The sequence below is a fragment of the Sphingopyxis sp. NJF-3 genome (assembly GCF_053514865.1).
In genome coordinates this window covers 470,394-488,822 of the sequence record NZ_CM130726.1, presented here as the reverse complement: position 1 = coordinate 488,822, position 18,429 = coordinate 470,394, and the positions used below count along the sequence as shown (strand labels likewise).

At 59.4% G+C, this 18,429-nt stretch carries 21 protein-coding genes and 1 pseudogene; 14 read left to right on the top strand and 8 right to left on the bottom strand.

The window, feature by feature from the left end:
- Nucleotides 1-32 precede the first annotated feature (32 nt).
- The 9 genes from ACOTSS_RS02230 (at nt 33) to ACOTSS_RS02190 (ending at nt 6,323) form a co-directional block, all read left to right on the top strand.
- Complete coding sequence (locus ACOTSS_RS02230) at nt 33-254, top strand: helix-turn-helix transcriptional regulator (RefSeq protein WP_001179606.1); 222 nt, start codon at nt 33-35, stop codon at nt 252-254.
- 4 nt (nt 255-258) lie between these two features.
- Entirely contained in the window at nt 259-1,086 is an 828-nt protein-coding gene (locus ACOTSS_RS02225) for a helicase RepA family protein (protein WP_001162384.1), read from the top strand.
- Nucleotides 1,073-1,954, top strand: a complete 882-nt coding sequence (repC, locus tag ACOTSS_RS02220) for a replication protein C, IncQ-type (protein WP_000743064.1) — start codon at nt 1,073-1,075, stop codon at nt 1,952-1,954. The genes ACOTSS_RS02225 and repC overlap by 14 nt, the downstream gene beginning before the upstream one ends.
- Nucleotides 1,955-2,986: 1,032 nt before the next feature.
- Nucleotides 2,987-3,175 (top strand): FitA-like ribbon-helix-helix domain-containing protein, encoded by a 189-nt coding sequence (locus ACOTSS_RS02215; RefSeq protein WP_000024442.1) that lies wholly within the window; start codon nt 2,987-2,989, stop codon nt 3,173-3,175.
- Between the two features lie 140 nt (nt 3,176-3,315).
- Complete coding sequence (trbJ, locus tag ACOTSS_RS02210) at nt 3,316-4,095, top strand: P-type conjugative transfer protein TrbJ (protein ID WP_000836966.1); 780 nt, start codon at nt 3,316-3,318, stop codon at nt 4,093-4,095.
- 12 nt (nt 4,096-4,107) lie between these two features.
- The gene (trbK, locus tag ACOTSS_RS02205) at nt 4,108-4,344 is read left to right on the top strand and encodes an entry exclusion lipoprotein TrbK (RefSeq protein ID WP_000718002.1); all 237 of its coding nucleotides are present in this window, start codon (nt 4,108-4,110) and stop codon (nt 4,342-4,344) included.
- Nucleotides 4,345-4,354: 10 nt separating this feature from the next.
- Nucleotides 4,355-5,782, top strand: coding sequence for a P-type conjugative transfer protein TrbL (trbL, locus tag ACOTSS_RS02200; RefSeq protein WP_001405816.1), 1,428 nt, complete (start codon nt 4,355-4,357; stop codon nt 5,780-5,782).
- Nucleotides 5,783-5,786: 4 nt separating this feature from the next.
- Nucleotides 5,787-6,035 (top strand): hypothetical protein, encoded by a 249-nt coding sequence (locus tag ACOTSS_RS02195; RefSeq protein ID WP_000213809.1) that lies wholly within the window; start codon nt 5,787-5,789, stop codon nt 6,033-6,035.
- Nucleotides 6,036-6,098: 63 nt separating this feature from the next.
- Nucleotides 6,099-6,323, top strand: a complete 225-nt coding sequence (locus tag ACOTSS_RS02190; RefSeq protein WP_000211355.1) for a type I toxin-antitoxin system ptaRNA1 family toxin — start codon at nt 6,099-6,101, stop codon at nt 6,321-6,323.
- A gap of 354 nt (nt 6,324-6,677) precedes the next feature.
- Here ACOTSS_RS02190 and arsB read toward each other — a convergent pair whose 3' ends face one another.
- Genes arsB through ACOTSS_RS02170 form a run of 4 tightly spaced genes read right to left on the bottom strand, consistent with a single transcriptional unit; the run spans nt 6,678 to nt 9,341 of the window.
- Entirely contained in the window at nt 6,678-7,745 is a 1,068-nt protein-coding gene (gene arsB, locus ACOTSS_RS02185) for an ACR3 family arsenite efflux transporter (protein WP_001272375.1), read from the bottom strand.
- Nucleotides 7,742-8,248: an arsenate reductase ArsC gene (locus ACOTSS_RS02180; RefSeq protein WP_000140066.1), complete on the bottom strand. Its 507-nt coding sequence runs from the start codon at nt 8,246-8,248 to the stop codon at nt 7,742-7,744. Before ACOTSS_RS02180 ends, arsB begins: the two co-directional genes overlap by 4 nt.
- Entirely contained in the window at nt 8,245-9,012 is a 768-nt protein-coding gene (gene arsH, locus ACOTSS_RS02175) for an arsenical resistance protein ArsH (RefSeq protein WP_001239389.1), read from the bottom strand. The genes ACOTSS_RS02180 and arsH overlap by 4 nt, the downstream gene beginning before the upstream one ends.
- Complete coding sequence (locus tag ACOTSS_RS02170) at nt 9,009-9,341, bottom strand: ArsR/SmtB family transcription factor (RefSeq protein ID WP_000447876.1); 333 nt, start codon at nt 9,339-9,341, stop codon at nt 9,009-9,011. Before ACOTSS_RS02170 ends, arsH begins: the two co-directional genes overlap by 4 nt.
- A gap of 147 nt (nt 9,342-9,488) precedes the next feature.
- Between ACOTSS_RS02170 and ACOTSS_RS02165 the strand changes: the two genes are divergently transcribed.
- From ACOTSS_RS02165 to ACOTSS_RS02155, 3 genes are all read left to right on the top strand, one after another.
- Nucleotides 9,489-10,226, top strand: coding sequence for a recombinase family protein (locus ACOTSS_RS02165; RefSeq protein ID WP_001366550.1), 738 nt, complete (start codon nt 9,489-9,491; stop codon nt 10,224-10,226).
- A complete protein-coding gene (locus ACOTSS_RS02160; RefSeq protein ID WP_000743213.1) occupies nt 10,223-10,447 on the top strand; it encodes a hypothetical protein in 225 nt (74 codons plus the stop codon). Before ACOTSS_RS02165 ends, ACOTSS_RS02160 begins: the two co-directional genes overlap by 4 nt.
- Before the next feature lie 210 nt (nt 10,448-10,657).
- Nucleotides 10,658-12,151: an IS91-like element ISCR2 family transposase gene (locus ACOTSS_RS02155; protein WP_001120888.1), complete on the top strand. Its 1,494-nt coding sequence runs from the start codon at nt 10,658-10,660 to the stop codon at nt 12,149-12,151.
- 235 nt (nt 12,152-12,386) lie between these two features.
- On the opposite strand, the pseudogene ACOTSS_RS02150 reads toward ACOTSS_RS02155, so the two are convergent.
- The 3 genes and pseudogenes from ACOTSS_RS02150 to ACOTSS_RS02140 form a co-directional block, all read right to left on the bottom strand.
- A pseudogene (locus tag ACOTSS_RS02150) lies at nt 12,387-12,629 on the bottom strand (phosphoglucosamine mutase); the annotation flags it as partial.
- A gap of 86 nt (nt 12,630-12,715) precedes the next feature.
- Nucleotides 12,716-13,531, bottom strand: coding sequence for a sulfonamide-resistant dihydropteroate synthase Sul2 (gene sul2 / locus ACOTSS_RS02145; RefSeq protein WP_001043260.1), 816 nt, complete (start codon nt 13,529-13,531; stop codon nt 12,716-12,718).
- 391 nt (nt 13,532-13,922) lie between these two features.
- Complete coding sequence (locus ACOTSS_RS02140; RefSeq protein WP_448689919.1) at nt 13,923-15,839, bottom strand: potassium transporter Kup; 1,917 nt, start codon at nt 15,837-15,839, stop codon at nt 13,923-13,925.
- A gap of 211 nt (nt 15,840-16,050) precedes the next feature.
- Between ACOTSS_RS02140 and ACOTSS_RS02135 the strand changes: the two genes are divergently transcribed.
- The gene (locus tag ACOTSS_RS02135; RefSeq protein ID WP_448689918.1) at nt 16,051-17,313 is read left to right on the top strand and encodes a DUF4118 domain-containing protein; all 1,263 of its coding nucleotides are present in this window, start codon (nt 16,051-16,053) and stop codon (nt 17,311-17,313) included.
- A gap of 58 nt (nt 17,314-17,371) precedes the next feature.
- Here ACOTSS_RS02135 and ACOTSS_RS02130 read toward each other — a convergent pair whose 3' ends face one another.
- Nucleotides 17,372-17,794: an SgcJ/EcaC family oxidoreductase gene (locus tag ACOTSS_RS02130; protein ID WP_448689917.1), complete on the bottom strand. Its 423-nt coding sequence runs from the start codon at nt 17,792-17,794 to the stop codon at nt 17,372-17,374.
- An 89-nt stretch (nt 17,795-17,883) separates the two neighbouring features.
- Between ACOTSS_RS02130 and ACOTSS_RS02125 the strand changes: the two genes are divergently transcribed.
- Complete coding sequence (locus tag ACOTSS_RS02125; RefSeq protein ID WP_448689916.1) at nt 17,884-18,399, top strand: GFA family protein; 516 nt, start codon at nt 17,884-17,886, stop codon at nt 18,397-18,399.
- Nucleotides 18,400-18,429 lie beyond the last annotated feature (30 nt).

The window sequence follows — 18,429 nt, the reverse complement described above, 5'->3', positions numbered from 1 at the left end:
ATAGCAACTATTCATTTGAGAGGTATTGACCCATGCAAAATATAAAGACCCTCATCAACAGGAAGAAGCTCCTGGAGATGATCCCGCTTTCGACACGAACAATTTATAACCTGGAGCAGCGAGGGGATTTTCCACGCCGTATCGCGTTAACCAGTAGAAATGTCGCCTGGGATTTGTCAGAGGTCGAAGAGTGGATTGAGGCACGTAAATCATCGGGTGATCAAGCTGCGCGACCTGGCCCTATAGAGGGCTAGTTATATGGCTCTTGATCTTATGGCGGCTTTCACGGAATTGCCGCCACCCATTGATTATGTTCTGCCTAATATGGTTGCTGGCACTGTTGGTGCTCTTGTGTCGCCTGGTGGGGCTGGTAAATCCATGTTGGCCCTTCAATTGGCTGCACAGATTGCAGGCGGGCCTGATTTACTTGAAATAGGCGAGTTTCCCACCGGGCAAGTGGTCTATCTGCCTGCTGAAGATCCACCGGCCGCTATTCACCATCGTCTGCACGCCCTTGGGGCACACCTCAGCGCAGCGGAACGGCAAGCCGTGGCTGATGGTTTGCTCATTGAACCCTTGATCGGTAAATGCCCAAACATCATGGCTGCTAGCTGGTTCGATGCTCTCAAACGAGCCGCTGAAGGTCGTCGCTTGATGATCTTGGACACTTTGCGGCGCTTCCACATTGAGGAGGAGAACGCTAGCGGGCCGATGGCGCAGGTTGTTGGGCACATGGAGGCCATAGCCGCTGATACAGGCTGCTCCATTGTGTTTCTGCACCACGCGAGTAAAAGCGCAGCCATGATGGGGTCGGGCGATCAACAGCAGGCCAGTCGTGGATCGTCCGTACTGGTTGATAACATCCGTTGGCAATCGTACCTATCCGGCATGACGCAAGGCGAGGCCGAGATACTGGGGGTCGATGATTGTCAGCGTGGGTATTTTGTCCGCTTTGGCGTCAGCAAGGCCAACTATGGCGCACCTTTTCAAGAACTCTGGTTTAGACGGCACGACGGCGGCGTGTTGAAGCCTGCTGTACTGGAGCGGCAGTGCAAGGTGAAAAGGAGACAGCGTGAAGAAGCCTAAGCATGACCTGACCCACGTCCGACATGATCCCGCGCACTGTTTGGCACCTGGCCTGTTCCGCAGCCTCAAGCGTGGCGATCGCAAACGCTGCAAGCTGGACGTGACCTACACCTTTGGCGAGGACGAATCCATGCGTTTCGTCGGATTCGAACCTCTCGGGGCCGATGATATGCGTCTTTTGCAAGGCATCGTGGCCCTTGGCGGCCCGAACGGCATCTTGCTAACCCCGGAACCGACCAGTGAGACGGGGCGACAGCTACGGCTATTCCTTGAACCCCGTTTCGAAGCCATTGAGCAAGACGGCTTGGTGGTTCGTGAGAGCCTGACCAAACTGCTCTCAGAAACGGGCATGACGGATAGCGGCGACAACATCAAGGCGCTCAAAGCCAGCCTGCTGCGCATGTCGAACGTCACCATCCTTGTGACGAAGGGACGGCGGCAAGCCGCGTTCCACCTGATGAGTCATGCTTTTGACGAGACGGACGGCAGGCTATGGGTTGCCCTGAATCCGCGTATTGCCGAAGCGATCCTGGGGCATCGTCCATATGCCCGTATCGACATGGCGGAAGTGCGGGTGCTACAGACTGATCCGGCACGGCTGATGCACCAACGGCTATGCGGCTGGATCGACCCCGGCAAATCCGGGCGCGTGGAACTGGACACGCTTTGCGGCTATGTCTGGCCAGATGAAGCCAATGCCGAAGCTATGAAAAAACGCCGTCAGACTGCCCGGAAGGCACTGGCCGAACTTGCCGCCGTGGGTTGGGTAGTGAACGAATACGCCAAGGGAAAATGGGAGATCAAGAGGCCTGGCCCCACGGCAACTGCACCCGTTTACCGTCGTAACGTTCCCTTGTTACCGTCGTAACGCTCCCCTTCTGCCGTCGTAACGTTCCCCGTCCCAATTTGGAAAACCCAGACGGTGCGCTGCTTTGCGGGCAGTTTGGGAAATCCATCCAAGATTATCTAAAGATAATCCATCATGCGCGGTGCAGCTCGCGCCTTGAGGGCGCGTTCTGACCTTGCCAATAAAGCCCTGGCGGGCTTTATCAATCGGCCATAGGCCGATGGTTTAACGCCAAGAAGAGAAGGCGGCTTCAGTGGCCGCTGAAACGCCTTGTGAGAGGGGAAAACAACCCGGAGTCCCTTATTCCATGAGCTGAAGCAGAATCTGCGTCTAACGGTGCTGGAGGGCCGCTGTGTGCACTTGTAGTTATCTGTACTGAAACCTTGGCTCGAAACGTGAAATGGCTAAGCAGTGCCCATTCGTTCGGTAAGAATAATAAGAAGATTATTATTCTTATTATTACCAAGCAGGAATGAGCCGTGTGTGTTGGACGCCCATAACCAGTAACCTGCGTGAAGGTGTCAACATCAGGAAAGGTTGCCCCTCAAGTATCAATACGTCGCCTTAGTGGTATGACGGGAGGGGAGGCAAATTTCTTGTGTTCATTGACACTTGAGGGGCGGGTTATGCCCTTCTTTTTTGGCGTCCAACTCGCCCCATCGGGGCGAATGGTTTGTGTCGATTGTTGGCATTTTAGGTTCCGATTTAAAGCCGATTGAGCAGCGATTTTGAAGCGACTATGTCGATTGCAGGCCGATTTGGTGACGATTACGGTTATGTTGCCAAGAATCGGTGTTTGTTTGACGATAAAACGCTTTACGTTCGATATGCGCTAGATTTTCAATAGTGGGTGAAATGCGGGCAGGATGGGTGAAGTTAGCTAACCGGCAAGCCGGTTATCTATCTTCACTGTCCCTTATTCGCGCCGGGGGCACTCAACGGGAATCCTGCCCTGCGGGGCTGATCGGCTACCGCCGGTTGCAAGAGTATAGGTCTTGCTATTTTTAATATCTTTGATAGCATGGTTGTCGGGTACACCAAAAGGGTATTGATATGGCAAATGTGCTTATCAGGAATTTACCCGCCGAGGTGCACCGTGCGTTGAAAGTTCGAGCAGCGCTCAACGATAGGAGCACCGACGCGGAAATACGCGAAATACTGACGGCGGCAGTACAGCCGCTAGAGCTTGAAGAGATTGGCCGGGAAGTTGGCTTGTCCGAAAGCGATAAAAAAACAGAGTAGTTTTACGTTTGTAAGTCCGGGCCTCAGCGCCAAGGGCAATACCGATCAGCTAGTGGCGTAGCTCTTCGATGAAACGTTGCCGAGAACAAGCACAACGCTTGGTCAAGGCAATGCCTTCTTTTCATCGACGGAGTACGACCATGAAGTCCAAAATTTTAGCGGCTAAAAAAACCGCTCTAGCCGTTGCACTCGCAACCGGCTTTATCACCACTACCACCGCCCCTGTGCAAGCTGGTATCCCCGTCATCGACGGCGGCAACCTGGCCCAGAACATCATGACGGCCATCGAGTCGGTGGCGCAGACGCTCAAGCAGATTGAGCAGTACCAGACCCAGTTGCAGCAGTACGAAAATCAGCTCCAGAACACGATGGCCCCAGCCGCGTATATCTGGGATCAGGCGCAGACTACGATCAACCGGCTGATTGCCGCGCAAAACACGCTGGCCTATTACGAGAACCAGCTAGGCAGCCTGGATCGTTACCTGGCCAAGTTTCAGGACGTGGCCTATTACCGCAGCTCGCCATGCTTCAACGGCAGCGGCGGATGCACGCCGGCCGAAAAGGCAGCGATGGAAGAGAACCGCCGCCTGGCGTCAGAGTCGCAAAAGAAGGCCAACGATGCCCTGTTCCAGACCGTTGCCGACCAGCAAAAGGCTTTGAAGGATGACGCCCGTACCCTGGAGCGGCTGCAAGGCGCGGCCCAGGGTGCAACTGGCCAGCTACAGGCCATCGGCTACGCCAACCAGCTCGCCAGCCAGCAGGCCAATCAGCTCTTGCAGATTCGCACCATGTTGACCGCCCAACACAACGCGGAGGCAGCCCGGATTGCAGCAGAACTCGATGCCGAGGCGCGAGGTGATGCCAGGGCCGAGCAAATGCGTACCTGGACGTTTCGCCCGAGTCCGGCAGACAACTACTAGGGAGGCGGTGAGATGAAAAAAATCTTTTTTACTACCGCGGCTACGTTGCTGTTGTTGGCTGGATGTGAACAGGAAAGGATGCCCGAACCAAATGCGGCGACGTGTGCCCCCGATGCGTTCCAGGCAGCACTGAATGAAATGCGCAGCGAAGCGAACCGAGAGGCCTTTACCGAGGAATGCAGAGCATTCCAGAAGGCCAAGCAGATGCGTCAGTGGGAGTTCAAGCCCAGCCCTAAAGATGATTATTGAGGTGGTCGCCATGAGAAAGAAAATTGCTCTAGGTGGCTTGATGATGGTCGCCACAATGGTGCTGGCTGAACCTGCAATGGCGCAGGAGCTAAGTAGCAGCGGTGTTATGAATGATGTGCTCAAGCGTTTTCATGATGCTGCCGCAACATGGGGGCCAGCTATTGAGTCCGCTGCATCGCGTTTGTTCTGGACGCTGGTTGTGATTTCGATGGTCTGGACATTCGGCATGATGGCTTTGCGCAAGGCCGACATTGGCGAGTTCTTCGCGGAGTTCGTTCGCTTCACGATCTTCACCGGCTTTTTCTGGTGGTTGCTGACGAATGCGAACCAGGGCATGAATATCGCCGGTACGATTGTTCAGTCATTGCAAACTCTGGGCGCGCAGGCGGGGGGACTTTCCAATAGCAATCTTGGGCCCTCCAGCATCCTTGATCTTGGTTTCGAGTTATACAACCGCACAGTACAGGCCACCTCGGAGCTGGGATGGCGGCAGATGGCAACTGCTCTGGTCATGGAGCTAATGGCCCTGGCTGTTTTGTTTGTCCTGGCGTTGATTGCGGTCAACCTGTTGCTGTTGCTCGCATCAGCCTGGATTCTGTTGTATGCCGGTGTGTTCTTCCTTGGCTTTGGTGGAAGTCGTTGGACTTCCGACATGGCGATCAATTACTACAAGACCGTGCTGGGCCTGGCCGCACAGCTTATGGCAATGGTGCTTCTGGTTGCGATTGGCAAAGAGTTCATCAATCACTACTACACGCAAATCAGCGAGAACATGGCATCCCAGGAACTGGCCGTGATGTTGGTTATATCGGTCATCTTGCTTTTCTTGGTCAACAAAGTTCCGCCGATGATTTCTGGTCTTGTGTCTGGTGGTGGTATTGGCGCAGCCGGTGGAATTGGAAACTTCGGTGCGGGTGCGGCAGTTGGGGCGGCGGTGACGGCGGCCAGTATGGCAACTGGCGGCGCTGCCCTGGCAGGTAAAGCGGTTATGGGTGCCGCAGCCGGTGCAGCCGGAGGTGCAAGTGCACTCCAAGCGGCTTTTCAGAAAGCATCAGCGAGTATGGAAACCGGCGGTGACATGTCCAGCATGGGGTCAGTTGTCAGCAGTGGCGGAAACGGTGGTGGTGAAGCGGGTACTGCTGGCAGTAGCCCATTCGCCCAAGCGGCTGGCTTTGGTGACAGCGGCAGTAGCTCAAGCGGTGGCGGCTTTGCCAAGGCCGCGAAGCTGGCCACAGGCACGGCCTCCGAGTTAGCCAAGGGTGTCGGCTCTCAAGTGAAGCAGGGATTCCAGGAGCGAGTGAGCGAAACCACAGGCGGAAAACTGGCTGCTTCGATACGCGAAAGCATGGAGCCGAAAGAAGCAAGCCAATCTGGCCAGTTCGAGGGCAATAGCTTGGGCGCCGATTCTGGCCCAGATAGTAACGAAGTCAGGAGTTAGCACGATGACGACATCAACATACATGGCCGCATTGGCGGCCCTGGATGAAGCGCCAAGGGAAGAAGTCAGCCAGGTATTTATTTCGCCGCTGGGTGATCAATCGACCGAGGTCGATGCAGAGACAGAAACAGCCGCTTTTGTATCACGGCCAGACCCTATGAGAGAGAGCGAAACTAAGCCGATAAGTATTGAGGTTAATGGCGGCAGGAATGAGCGGTCAGCATTCGCGGAGGCGGCGGGGCTGTACCTGTAGGCGCACCGGGCTGGCCACAACCAGCCCGGCACTTTCAATCAACACCTACTGGAGAGGTGAATTATGACAACACAACATATTATCGAACCAGGGCAAGCAGTGCATCAAGCAGCGGCTATTCTTTCTTCTTTGGAGTACATCAACCAAGCGGAAGCGCGGAGCCTTGGGCCATTGGCCGAAGCCGTCGCTAATGCTTTTATGGTGGTGTACTACCAAGCTGAAACGGGCCGGGCGACACAGGCTGATTTTCAAGAAGCAATGAACGCCTTGCGCCAAGCGTGCAGCTAATGACGAAAGGGCGGCCACTCGAACTGGCCGCCTTTTTCAATCTTCACTGTTTGGCCATTCCCGACCCACAGACGGCGCATCCATCCATTCGCGTTCCTCCGGCGGCAGCGGGTAAGCCCCGGATGCTTCCGCGTCGGCCAGTAGTTCGGCCAGTGTGTAGCGCACCCGACCAGTGGAAACGGCGCGGGCCGGGTCGGCCTTCTCATGCAGCCTGTTCTCTAGGTTCTTTGGGTCTGTCATCGGGCGACCTCAGCAAGCATGGATACTAGGTGTTCCAGGTCAGTGATCGAATGCGCCAGGAAGCGGCCGGCGCGGCAATCTGCAATCATTTCCTCAGTTTTTTCCTACTCATGTTCAACCTCGTTCGTACCAGCTCTTCGAGCGATTCACCACGCGCACGACCAGCAGCATCACCGGCACTTCGACCAGGACGCCGACCACGGTTGCCAATGCAGCGCCGGAGTGCAGACCGAACAAGCTGATGGCGGCCGCCACGGCCAGCTCGAAGAAGTTGCTGGCACCGATCAGGGCCGAAGGACAGGCGACAGAGTGCTTTTCCCCCGCCCGCTTGTTCAGCCAGTAGGCTAACCCGGAATTGAAGAACACTTGAATCAAGATCGGCACGGCTAGCATGGCGATCACTAACGGCTGCCGGATGATGGCCTCGCCCTGGAAGGCGAACAGTAGAACCAACGTCAGCAGCAGCGCGGCCATCGACCACGGCCCGATCTTCTGCATGGCCCGTTCAAAGGCGGCCTGTCCTTGCTTGAGCAGATGCCGCCGCAAGAGCTGCGCCAGGATCACCGGCACGATGATGTAGAGCACGACCGAAATCAGCAGCGTGTCCCAAGGCACCGAGATCGAGGACATGCCCAGCAGCAGGCCGACGATGGGCGCGAAGGCCACGATCATGATGGCGTCGTTCAGAGCCACTTGCGAGAGCGTGAAAAGCGGGTCGCCGTTGGTAAGGCGGCTCCACACGAACACCATTGCCGTGCAGGGCGCGGCGGCCAGCAAGATCAAGCCCGCGATGTAGCTGTCCAGTTGATCGGCCGGCAGGAACGGAGCGAACACTTGTCGGATGAACAGCCACCCCAGCAGGGCCATCGAGAATGGCTTGACGGCCCAATTCACGAACAGCGTGACGCCGATGCCGCGCCAATGCTCTTTGACCTGGTGCAGCGCCCCGAAGTCGATCTTGACCAGCATCGGGACGATCATTACCCAAATCAGCAGGCCCACCGGCAAATTGACCTGGGCCACTTCCATGCGGCCTATGGCCTGGAACACGTCAGGAAGGCCCTGGCCGAGCGCAACACCGGCGACGATGCACAGGGCCACCCACAGCGTCAGGTAACGCTCGAAGCCGCTCATCGGGGCCTGGCGCGGCTTCGCGGCGATGGCCTGTGCGCCGGCGCTCATGCTTCCTGCTCGGTCTTGCCGATGTTCGCCAGCTCGCGCTTGATGGCCGTCTGGTCAAGCATTTTGAGAGGCAGATTCACGAACAGGCGGACGCGGTTCATCATGTGCCGGAAGGTTTGTTCGAAGGCCCGGCGCTTCTCGGCGTCAGTGCCTTCGACGGCGGCCGGGTCTTCAAATCCCCAATGCGCCGAGATCGGCTGACCAGGCCACACCGGACACATTTCGCCGGCGGCGTTGTCGCAGACGGTGATGATGAAGTCCATCTTCGGTGCGTCGGGCGTGGCGTACTCGTCCCAGCTCTTGCTGCGCAGATTCTCGGTCGGGTAATTCACCGACTCCACCTTTTCGACGGCGAAGGGATTGACCTTGCCGGTTGGGTGACTGCCGGCGCTGTAGGCGCGGAAGCGCCCTTGCCCCATCGTGTTGATGAGAGCTTCGGCCATGATGCTGCGCGCCGAATTGCCGGTGCAGAGGATGAGGACGTTATAGATTCTTTCGGTCATGATGTTTCGCTTTCTGGTAGTGGCTGGGGAGCAATGGCGATGGATGAAAGATCGGTGGCCTCGTCGATGACGTGGCCGGCCGCTTTCCGTTCGGAATAGCGGTCTGTCAGTGCTTCACGGTGCGGCCGTACCAGCGCCGTGAAGCGCACCAGTTCTTCCATCACATCGGCTATTCGGTCGTAGTACGGCGAGGGCTTCATGCGGCCCGCCGCGTCGAACTCTTGGAACGCTTTGGCGATACTCGACTGGTTCGGAATGGTGAACATTCGCATCCAGCGGCCGAGCAGACGCAAGGTGTTCACGGCGTTGAAGCTCTGCGAGCCGCCGGATACCTGCATCACGGCCAGGGTGCGGCCTTGGGTCGGCCGGATGCCGGCCATTTCAAGCGGCAGATGGTCAATCTGCGCCTTCATGACACTGGTAATCTGACCGTGGCGTTCCGGGCTGCACCAGACTTGTCCCTCTGACCACTCGGACAGGGCGCGCAGCTCCTTGACGGCCGGGTGATCGTCGCTTTGCACTTGATCGGGCAACGGCAAATCGGACGGGTCGAAGATGCGTGTTTCTGCGCCAAAGAATTGCAGCAGCCGGGCCGCTTCCTCGACGGCCAGCCGTGAGAACGAGCGGGCGCGCAGCGAGCCATACAGCAGCAGGATACGCACCGGCGGGGCGTCGGGTGCCAGCCCGAGCGCCGGGCGCTCGATGGCAAAGGATTTGTCCAAAGCGGGCAAAGAATCGGGGTCGGAAAGATGGCGAAGTCTCATGCCAACACCTTCCCGGCTTCCGTGGTGCAAGACAGGTTGCACACCTGGCCGCCGCAGCAGTTTTCCGTGAGAAAGGCCACCAGGTTAGTGGCCGTCGAAAAGTTCGCCTCGTAGATCACAAATCGGCCTTCTTGCCGCGACGTGACCATGCCGGCGTGTGCCAGCTCTTTCAGGTGGAAGGATAGCGAAGACGGCGGGATGCCGGCCGCTTCGCTGATTTTTCCGGCGGCCATGCCGGCGGGGCCGGCCTGGACGAGAAGCCGGAACACCGCGAGGCGCGATTCTTGAGCGATGGCCGCCAGGGCGGCTACAGCATTTATCGTTTCCATGTTTCAATAATAGTCGAAATATGGAGTGTGCTCAATAGCTCATTTAAGCTGTAAAAATGAGCTAGGCGCATTTAGATCGATATGTGATAAATTGGCCTGCCAGTTTAAGATGGGTGCATTTGAGTATGCCCAAAGGAGCCCGCAAGTATGCGCAGGACGAAGCCAGTAGCCGCGCCGATGGTGGCGCGGGTCTATCTGCGCGTCAGCACCGACGCGCAGGACTTGGAACGCCAAGAGGCGATCACTACGGCCGCGAAGGCCGCCGGCTACTACGTCGCCGGCATCTACCGTGAGAAGGCATCCGGCGCACGCGCCGACCGGCCTGAGCTGCTGCGCATGATCGGCGACCTACAGCCCGGCGAGGTGGTCATTGCCGAGAAGATCGACCGCATCAGCCGCCTACCTTTGCCCGAGGCCGAGCGCCTGGTGGCCTCGATACAGGCCAAAGGCGCACGCCTGGCCGTCCCTGGCGTGGTCGATCTATCCGACCTGGCGGCCGAGGCCCAGGGCGTCGCCAAGATCGTGCTGGAAGCCGTGCAGATCATGCTTTTTCGCCTGGCCTTGCAGATGGCCCGCGACGACTACGAGGACAGGCGCGAACGCCAGCGCCAAGGCATTGAGTTGGCCCGCCAGGCCGGGCGGTACAAGGGCCGCCGTGCTGATCCGAAGCGCCGCGCCCAAGTTGTCGCGCTGCGCAAGTCCGGCTACAGCATCAACAAGACCGCCGAGCTGGCCGGGTACAGTGCGGCCCAGGTGAAACGGATATGGGCCGAGGTCAGCCAGGCCGAAGCGAAGCAGCACGGCGCGTTCGTGGAGGACGCATTGACGGAAGCCGATGCCCTGGCCGCTGTCGGCCAGGATGAGCGCCAGGAGGAAAGGGCATGAAGAAGCCGAACCAAGACGACGAGCCGTTTTTCATCACCGAGGAGATTGCGGCCGAAATGATCGCCGGCGGCTATGAGTTCGAGCTGCCGCCCATTCCTTGCACCATCCGCCTACGCGACGTGCTGGAGCGCATGACCGATGCTGAGCTAGCATTGCAGCCGGGCGAGATCGCCGACCAGGAGCGTGAACGCTGCCGGCGCAAGCCGTGTTCAACCTCATGATCTGGTCATGGTATTTTTCATGGCACTGAGCCTGATAGTTCTTGCAAATTGTTGTCACTAAAGGGTTTTGTGTGCTTGTTTACAATCGAGTGGGAGTGACGGGCACTGGCTGGCAATGTCTAGCAACGGCAGGCATTTCGGCTGAGGGTAAAAGAACTTTCCGCTAAGCGATAGACTGTATGTAAACACAGTATTGCAAGGACGCGGAACATGCCTCATGTGGCGGCCAGGACGGCCAGCCGGGATCGGGATACTGGTCGTTACCAGAGCCACCGACCCGAGCAAACCCTTCTCTATCAGATCGTTGACGAGTATTACCCGGCATTCGCTGCGCTTATGGCAGAGCAGGGAAAGGAATTGCCGGGCTATGTGCAACGGGAATTTGAAGAATTTCTCCAATGCGGGCGGCTGGAGCATGGCTTTCTACGGGTTCGCTGCGAGTCTTGCCACGCCGAGCACCTGGTCGCTTTCAGCTGTAAGCGTCGCGGTTTCTGCCCGAGCTGTGGGGCGCGGCGGATGGCCGAAAGTGCCGCCTTGCTGGTTGATGAAGTACTGCCTGAACAACCCATGCGTCAGTGGGTGTTGAGCTTCCCGTTTCAGCTGCGTTTCCTGTTTGCCAGCCGGCCCGAGATCATGGGGTGGGTGCTGGGCATCGTTTACCGCGTCATTGCCACGCACCTGGTCAAGAAAGCGGGCCATACCCACCAAGTGGCCAAGACGGGCGCGGTCACCCTGATCCAGCGTTTTGGATCGGCGCTCAATCTGAATGTTCACTTCCACATGCTGTTTCTCGACGGTGTGTATGTCGAGCAATCCCACGGCTCAGCGCGTTTCCGCTGGGTCAAGGCGCCGACCAGCCCAGAGCTCACCCAGCTGACGCACACCATCGCCCACCGGGTGGGTCGCTATCTGGAACGGCAAGGCCTGCTGGAACGGGATGTCGAAAACAGCTATCTGGCCTCGGATGCGGTGGATGACGACCCGATGACACCCCTGCTGGGGCACTCGATCACTTACCGTATCGCTGTCGGTTCACAGGCGGGGCGAAAGGTGTTCACTTTGCAAACTCTGCCGACCAGTGGTGATCCGTTCGGTGACGGGATTGGCAAGGTAGCCGGGTCCAGCCTGCACGCCGGCGTGGCGGCCAGGGCCGATGAACGCAAGAAGCTCGAACGGCTGTGCCGGTACATCAGCCGCCCGGCGGTATCCGAGAAGCGGCTGTCGTTAACACGAGGCGGCAACGTGCGCTACCAGCTCAAGACGCCGTACCGGGACGGCACCACGCACGTCATTTTCGAACCATTGGATTTCATTGCAAGGCTGGCCGCCCTGGTACCGAAGCCCAGAGTCAACCTAACCCGCTTCCACGGGGTGTTCGCACCCAACAGTCGGCACCGGGCGTTGGTCACGCCGGCAAAACGGGGCAGGGGCAACAAGGTCAGGGTGGCTGATGAACCGGCAACACCAGCACAACGGCGAGCGTCGATGACATGGGCGCAACGGCTCAAGCGTGTTTTCAATATCGACATCGAGACCTGCAGCGGCTGCGGCGGCGCCATGAAAGTCATCGCCTGCATTGAAGACCCTATAGTGATCAAGCAGATCCTTGATCACCTGAAGCACAAAGCCGAAACCAGCGGGACCAGGGCGTTACCCGAAAGCCGGGCGCCACCGGCTGAGCTGCTCCTGGGTCTGTTTGACTGACGAGCCTGAAGGCCAACGATACCAATCAAAATGCTGCGTTCACAGCGCCGCGGCAGGGATCCGCCGTGCTGGTTGTCGGAAAAGGAGCCGCTAGTGGGAAAGAGGAGGGTAAATTTTCAGCGTTGCTGGCTCCCCGTCAGCCGGATTGGGTTGCATCGCAGGGGTGTCGAAAGAGTCAACTGCGGTCCAAAGCTGTTGGACTTGGGTGAAAAGGGCGTTTATTCTTCCTATACGTTGTCGGCAGCGGGCCAAAAAGGAATACGTCCATGCCCATCGAGGTGAAACCGGCTGTGAGCGCGGGTTCAAGCATATAGCCCGACAGGCGCGTATCCTTGCCGATCACGACACGATGGCGGTGGTCACCGCGACGAAAGACACGGCCAGCCGCCATGCCGACGCGCAAGGCGGTTTCCGCCGTCATCGCGCCTTCGTTGGCTTTGCCACGAATACCGTCTGTGCCGAAATATTTGCGCACCATAAGGTCGATTATCCTGTCGTCGGGTCGCCCTCAAAGGGGACATGCCTGCTGAACCGCGAATATAGAGAAATATCCCGAATGTGCAGTTAACGAATTCTTGCGGTTTCTTTCAGCGCCGCCAATACCGCCAGCCCGTCGCGCAAGGGGCGCGGCTCGTGTGTGCGGATGAAGTCAGCTCCACCTGCGGCGGCGGCAAGCTCTGCAGCGAGTGTCGCGGCCCCGACATCCCCCGGACCACGGCCTGTGAGCGCGCGCAGAAAGGATTTGCGCGAAACAGACAGAAGCACCGGCAAATCGAAGCGCAGCCGCAATTCATCGAACCGCGCCAGCACCGAGAGCGAGGTTTCGGGAGCAGCCCCCAGAAAAAACCCCATGCCGGGATCAAGGACAAGGCGGTTGCGTTTGATACCGGCACCCGTCAGCGCCGCGATGCGCGCGTCAAAGAACGCCGCAATGTGATCCATGATGTCGCCAGCGGGTGCCTCGCGCCGATCTGCCTGCCCGTCTTGCACCGAATGCATAACGACGAGTTTGGCAGATGATTTCGCCAATTGCGGATAGAACGCAGCGTCTGGAAAACCGCGAATATCATTGAGATAGGCCACACCACGCGACAAGGCATAGGCTTGCGTCGCGGGTTGATAACTGTCGAGCGAGACGGGAATGCCATCTGCCTTGAGCGCGTCCAGCACCGGCGCGATACGCGCGATTTCTGTGTCGGACGAAACAGGCGCGGCGTCGGGATTGCTGGATGCCGGACCGAGGTCGATCACATCTGCCCCCTCGGCCATCAGCTTACGCGCCTGCGCAATGGCTGCGTCTGGCGCCAGATACCGGCCTCCATCGGAGAAACTGTCCGAGGTTATGTTGACGATGCCGAAAATGATGAGCGATTTATTCATGGGGGCTTCTATAATAATAATAATCGAGCATGAGTCTCATACGGATGCTCGGGTCGAAAGGGAATCCCCAGGCGAGTAACCTGTTTGCGGTGATCCATTAGCTGCAGGAGCAGAAGAGCATACATCTGGAAGCAAAGCCAGGAAAGCGGCCTATGGAGCTGTGCGGCAGCGCTCAGTAGGCAATTTTTCAAAATATTGTTAAGCCTTTTCTGAGCATGGTATTTTTCATGGTATTACCAATTAGCAGGAAAATAAGCCATTGAATATAAAAGATAAAAATGTCTTGTTTACAATAGAGTGGGAGTGATGGATAGTATAGGCGGCAATGGCGTAGTTTCGGCGGCGATTTACGCTGTGCTGCGATTTACGCCCCTTCGTTATGAGCTGCTATCTAGATTTGCAATTGGCTGCCGAGCTCGACGACCCGATTGGTCGGGAGCTTGAAGAACTCCATCGCGCTTTCCGAGCTCTTCATCATCCAGGCGAACAGCCGTTCGCGCCAGATGGCCATACCGGGATGGTCCTTCGAGGCGATCAGCTTCTGCCGGCCGAGGAAGAAGCTGGTACTCATCATGTTGAATGGTTCGCCGATGGAATCGATGCTGGCGAGGTCGCGCGGAATGTCGACGTCCTCCATGAAACCGTGGTGGAGGATGACTCGGTAGAACCCCTTGTCGGCGTCATGGACTTCGATGCGACCTTCCGGGTCTGCGTAAGGTATTTCCTCAACCAGGACAGTAAGGATGAGCACGCGGTCGTGAAGCACCTGGTTGTGCTTGAGGTTATGCAGCAACGCCGAAGGGATTCCTTCGGGCGAAGCCGACAGGAAGACCGCCGTGCCCCGGACGCGGTGCGCCGACGAGGCGGCGGAATCGATGAATATCTGCAGTGGCATGGCGGCTTCCTTGAGCCGCTCGCGCATTAGCCTTCGCCCGGCTGCCCAGGTCGTGAGGACGGTGAAGAGCACGGCGGCGACAACCAGCGGGAACCAGCCGCCGTCCGGAATCTTCGTGATGTTGGAGGCGAAGTAGGCGCCGTCGATCAGCACGAACAATCCAATCGTTCCGGTCGCCAGCAGCCGGTTCCAGCGCCACACCTGGAATATGAGGAAGGCAAGCATGATGGTAGTAATCAGCATCGTACCGACGACTGAGATGCCATAGGCCGAGGCCAACCGCGTCGATTCACCGAAGCCGAGCACAAGAATGAGCACCATTGCGAGGAGGCCCCAATTGATGGCCGGCATGTAAATCTGCCCGGCCGCCTTCTCGCTCGTGTGGAGCGTGCGCAGCCGCGGCAGGAAACCGAGCTGGATTGCCTGGTGCGTCACGGAAAACGCCCCTGTGATGACCGCCTGGCTGGCGATGATCGTCGCCGCCGTGGCAATGAACACCAGAGGGAGCCGCGCCCATTCGGGCGCCATCAGATAGAATGGATTGTGGGCGGCCTCGGGCGTGTCGAGCAGCAGGGCGCCTTGCCCCATGTAGTTCAGCATGAGGCAGGGATAGACGAGCGCCAGCCAGCTGATGCTGATGGCCTTGCGGCCGAAGTGTCCCATGTCCGCATAGAGCGTCTCAGCCCCCGTCACCGAGAGGAAAACCGAGCCCATCGCGAGGAATGCGACGCGCGGGTCGTTTCGGAAGAATTCGACCGCCCAATAGGGGTTGAGGATTCCGAGGATTTCGGGATGGCGCGCGATGTTGACGACGCCGAGCGTGGCCAGGGTGGCGAAATAGACCAGCACGATCGGGCCGAACAGCGCGCCCACCCGGGCGGTGCCGCGCGACTGGATCAGGAACAGCGCGACGAGGATCGCAACCGCGATCGGCAGCACCAGCGGCTCCAGGCTTGCCTCGACAATCGTCAGCCCCTCGACCGCCGAGAGGACCGAGATTGCCGGCGTAAGCATCGCATCGCCATAGAACAGCGAGGCGGCGAGGACGCCGAGCACGACCAGCCCGGCTGTCCAGCGCTTTCCTTCGAGATGCCGGGAGATGAGCGACAGGAGCGCGAACGATCCGCCCTCGCCGCGATTGTCTGCGCGCATCGCGATGAACACATATTTCGCAGTCACGATCAGCATCAGCGACCAGAAGATCAGGCTCAGCACCCCGAAGATGTGCAAGCGATCGACCGCCAGTGGATGCGGCCCGAAGAAGCTCTCCTTCAGGGCATAGAGAGGGGAGGTGCCGATGTCTCCGTACACGACGCCGATCGCACCGAGCATGAGGATTGGCAGACTCTCCCTGGGGCCGTGCGGGATTGGCGCGGCATTGAGTGCGAACGAGGTGGTTCTGGCGCTGGTCATGTGCGAGAAGTGGCCTGGACCGGCATAAAGAATCCATGTGGATTTGGCGGATTTCCGACCGAAAGCCTTGGAAATCGGTGAGGAATGCCCTCTCGACGTGAAGCACCTCCGCTAGCACTCTGAGTACATCATGATAGCAACCCCGCCAGCTTCGAACTATCAACCCAGAGTCGCCGGCTCGCGCCTGCGGGGATATGGGGAAGCCCTGTTGATGGTCACAGCGGCCACCTTGGCCGGACTGCTGATCGCGCCGCGCTGGGGCACCGCGCCCGTCGTCCTTCTCTACCTTCCTCCCGTGCTGGGCGCGGCGGTATTCTATGGGCTCGGCCCGGCGCTTCTTGTGGCCGTCGTTTCGACCCTTGCCTATAATTTCTTCTTCACCGCGCCCTATCGCACGCTGTTGATCCACAGCGCGGCGGACATGATGACGGTCCTCGTCCTGTTTCTTGTCGCGCTGGTCACGAGCCAGCTTGCCAGCTCCATGCGCGAACAAGCACGCCTCGCCGCGGCCCACGCTGCGCGCAATGCGACGATCGCCGGTTTCGCACGGCGATTGCTGTCATGTGGAGAGGCTCAGAATATCGCCGAGGTGGCAGTTGGCGAGTTGTCACGCCTGCTTGGTTGCAACGCGGTGTTCGTTGCTGGCGGAGATGCACCGGCTCTGCTGGCGAGCGCTCCGATTGAAATGACGTTGGCTCCCGGCGACATTGCCGCCGCGCGCCTGGCGCTCGACACCGGCGATCCCGCAGGGAGGGGGCTCCGGCACGACAGCATGGCGGACTGGCAGTTCCATCCCATTGCGTCCGATCAGACCGTGATGGCAGTCCTGGGCTTGGCGCGTAGCGACGGATCGCGGCCGGTGCCGGAAGACCAGCTCGCGCTCCTGGGCAATCTTCTCGACCAGCTCGCGCTTGCCCTCGAGCGCACCCGTCTGGAGCACGAGGCGCGCGAATTCTCCGCCACGCGCGAACGCGACAGGTTGCGCGCCGCTTTGCTGGCGTCGATCGGAGAGGACGTGAAGCCACGGCTCATGTCCATCATGCAGGCCGCCCGCACGCTGCGGCGCGATCCCGCAAGCAACAGGGCGGTCGTTGCCACCTTGACAAACGAGGCGACAAAGCTCGACCGCTACATAGATCATCTGGTCGACCTCAGCCCCGGTTCGGATCAGAAGCCCATCGAACTGGGGGAGGTGACAATTGACGTCTATCGGCGCTCGGTCTGCCGACGCGGCGAGGAGGTCCATTTGACGCCCAAGGAATACGCCGTGCTTGCGGAACTCGCCAAGCATGCCGGCCGGGTGCTTACCCACGCGCACCTGCTTCGCAGCGTCTGGGGGCCGGCGCAGGAAGGGCAGATCGATTACCTTCGCGTCGCGGTGCGGGCACTTCGGCAGAAGCTGGAGCGGAACCCCGCACGACCCGAGCTGATCGTCAACGAACCGGCCGTGGGCTATCGACTCGCAACGCCCTAGATCGATGCCGGCATGCTCCCAAACCGTCGGATACGACCGAGCGGGAGTGAGGGACAACTCAGCCGCGTAGCACGGGCTCGCCCGTTCGGGGATTGACCAGCGTTACATTTTCGAGCGCCTGGATTCGCCACGCGCCGCCGCGCCGCGTCACCACCGCGAGGATCATCGTATCGACCTCGTGCGGCCCCGCGGGATGCGCCGCGCCCGCGCTCAACCGCGACCAGATATGCAGAACCGCGGCATCGGCCGAAATCGGATCGACGTCGGCGACCTCGTTGGTCAGCGTCGAATCGCTGTAGATCGTCTCGTGAATAGGCGCATGGCCCGCGACGATCTGCTCGACCCCGCGCCAATAGGTGCCGAAGCGGTTCACGAAGCTGGCGTCGGGGTGGAACAGCTCGCCGAACACGGCCATGTCGTGCCGGTTCCACGCCTCCGCAAACCGCACCGCGATACCCTCCGGTCCCGCATCCTCTGCCATCGTCCGCCTCCTGCTCGCCGAGCTCTCGACGAAAGAACCGCCGCTTCCTATCCTGCATCCATGACCAAAGCGACAAGCGAGTCGGCATAGTGAAGCGCATCGAAACCGAAGCATCCGGCGGCTGTCAGTGCGGCACTGTCCGCTATCATGCGTCGGCGATGCTCGACACCTCGCACGTCTGCCATTGCCGCATGTGCCAGAAGGCGGCGGGCAATTATTTCGCCGCTCTCGTCGGGGTTCCGCGCGACGCGCTGACCTGGACGCGCGGTACGCCCGCGACCTTCAAGAGCTCCGATCCCGTCGAACGCGGCTTTTGCCGCGATTGCGGGACCCCGCTTTATTATGACTATCTGGACGCCGCGCATCTGAGCGTCACGACGGGCTCGCTCGACGAACCGGCGCGCTTTCCGCCGAAGCGGCAGTTCGGCGTCGAGGCGCGCCTGCCGTGGATCGACACCATCCCCGTGCTGCAGGCCGAAGGCAGCACCGAGGAGTTGATGACCGAGGAGGCAGCCGCGATCCGGGCGAGCAACCACCAGCACCCCGATCACGACACCGAAAGCTGGCCCTCGGCCGCCGGGAAGAAACCGGGACCATCGCGCTAGGCCGCCCGCCTTACCGCTGCTACACCGCCC